Source organism: Spirosoma soli (genome assembly GCF_042684525.1).
GTDB classification, from domain to species: Bacteria; Bacteroidota; Bacteroidia; order Cytophagales; family Spirosomataceae; genus Spirosoma; species Spirosoma soli.
Map to the genome: position 1 here is coordinate 1 of NZ_JBHULN010000069.1, position 529 is coordinate 529.

Genomic DNA, 529 nt, shown 5'->3' on the forward strand with positions numbered 1-529 from the left:
CAGCAGATGCTCGACGGTTGCTTCAAAGATTTCGATTTGCACTTTGCCCAAACCATAGCTGTCTTTGAGTGGCACCTTGAGTTGTTTAGCCACGGCGCGAGCCGACTCCAAGTCGCTGATATCGGCAGCGGTTAAATCTGGGTTGTACTTCAAGATCGAGTCGAACACGCTCATACGCGCAAAAGGCTTGGCAAAATCGTACTCGCTGTCTTGGTATACAACGGTGGTGCTGCCCATTAAGGTTTGGCACAGCTTACGCAGCATATCTTCCGTCAAGTTCATCAGGTCATGGTAATCGGCGTAGGCCTGATAAAACTCCAGCATGGTGAACTCGGGGTTGTGCCGGGTCGAGACACCTTCGTTGCGGAAGTTGCGGTTGATCTCGTAAACCCGCTCAAAGCCGCCCACCACCAAACGCTTAAGGTACAGCTCGGGGGCGATGCGCAGATACATATCAATATCCAGCGCATTGTGATGAGTAACAAACGGTCGTGCGGTGGCCCCACCGGGGATCACTTGCAGCATCGGC

General features: G+C 53.1%; 1 protein-coding gene. It reads right to left on the reverse strand.

Translation table 11 applies throughout. The annotated features are described in order from the left end of the window. A partial coding sequence (locus ACFSUS_RS29135; protein WP_381528826.1) for an amino acid--tRNA ligase-related protein occupies positions 1-529 on the reverse strand: 529 nt, incomplete at both ends.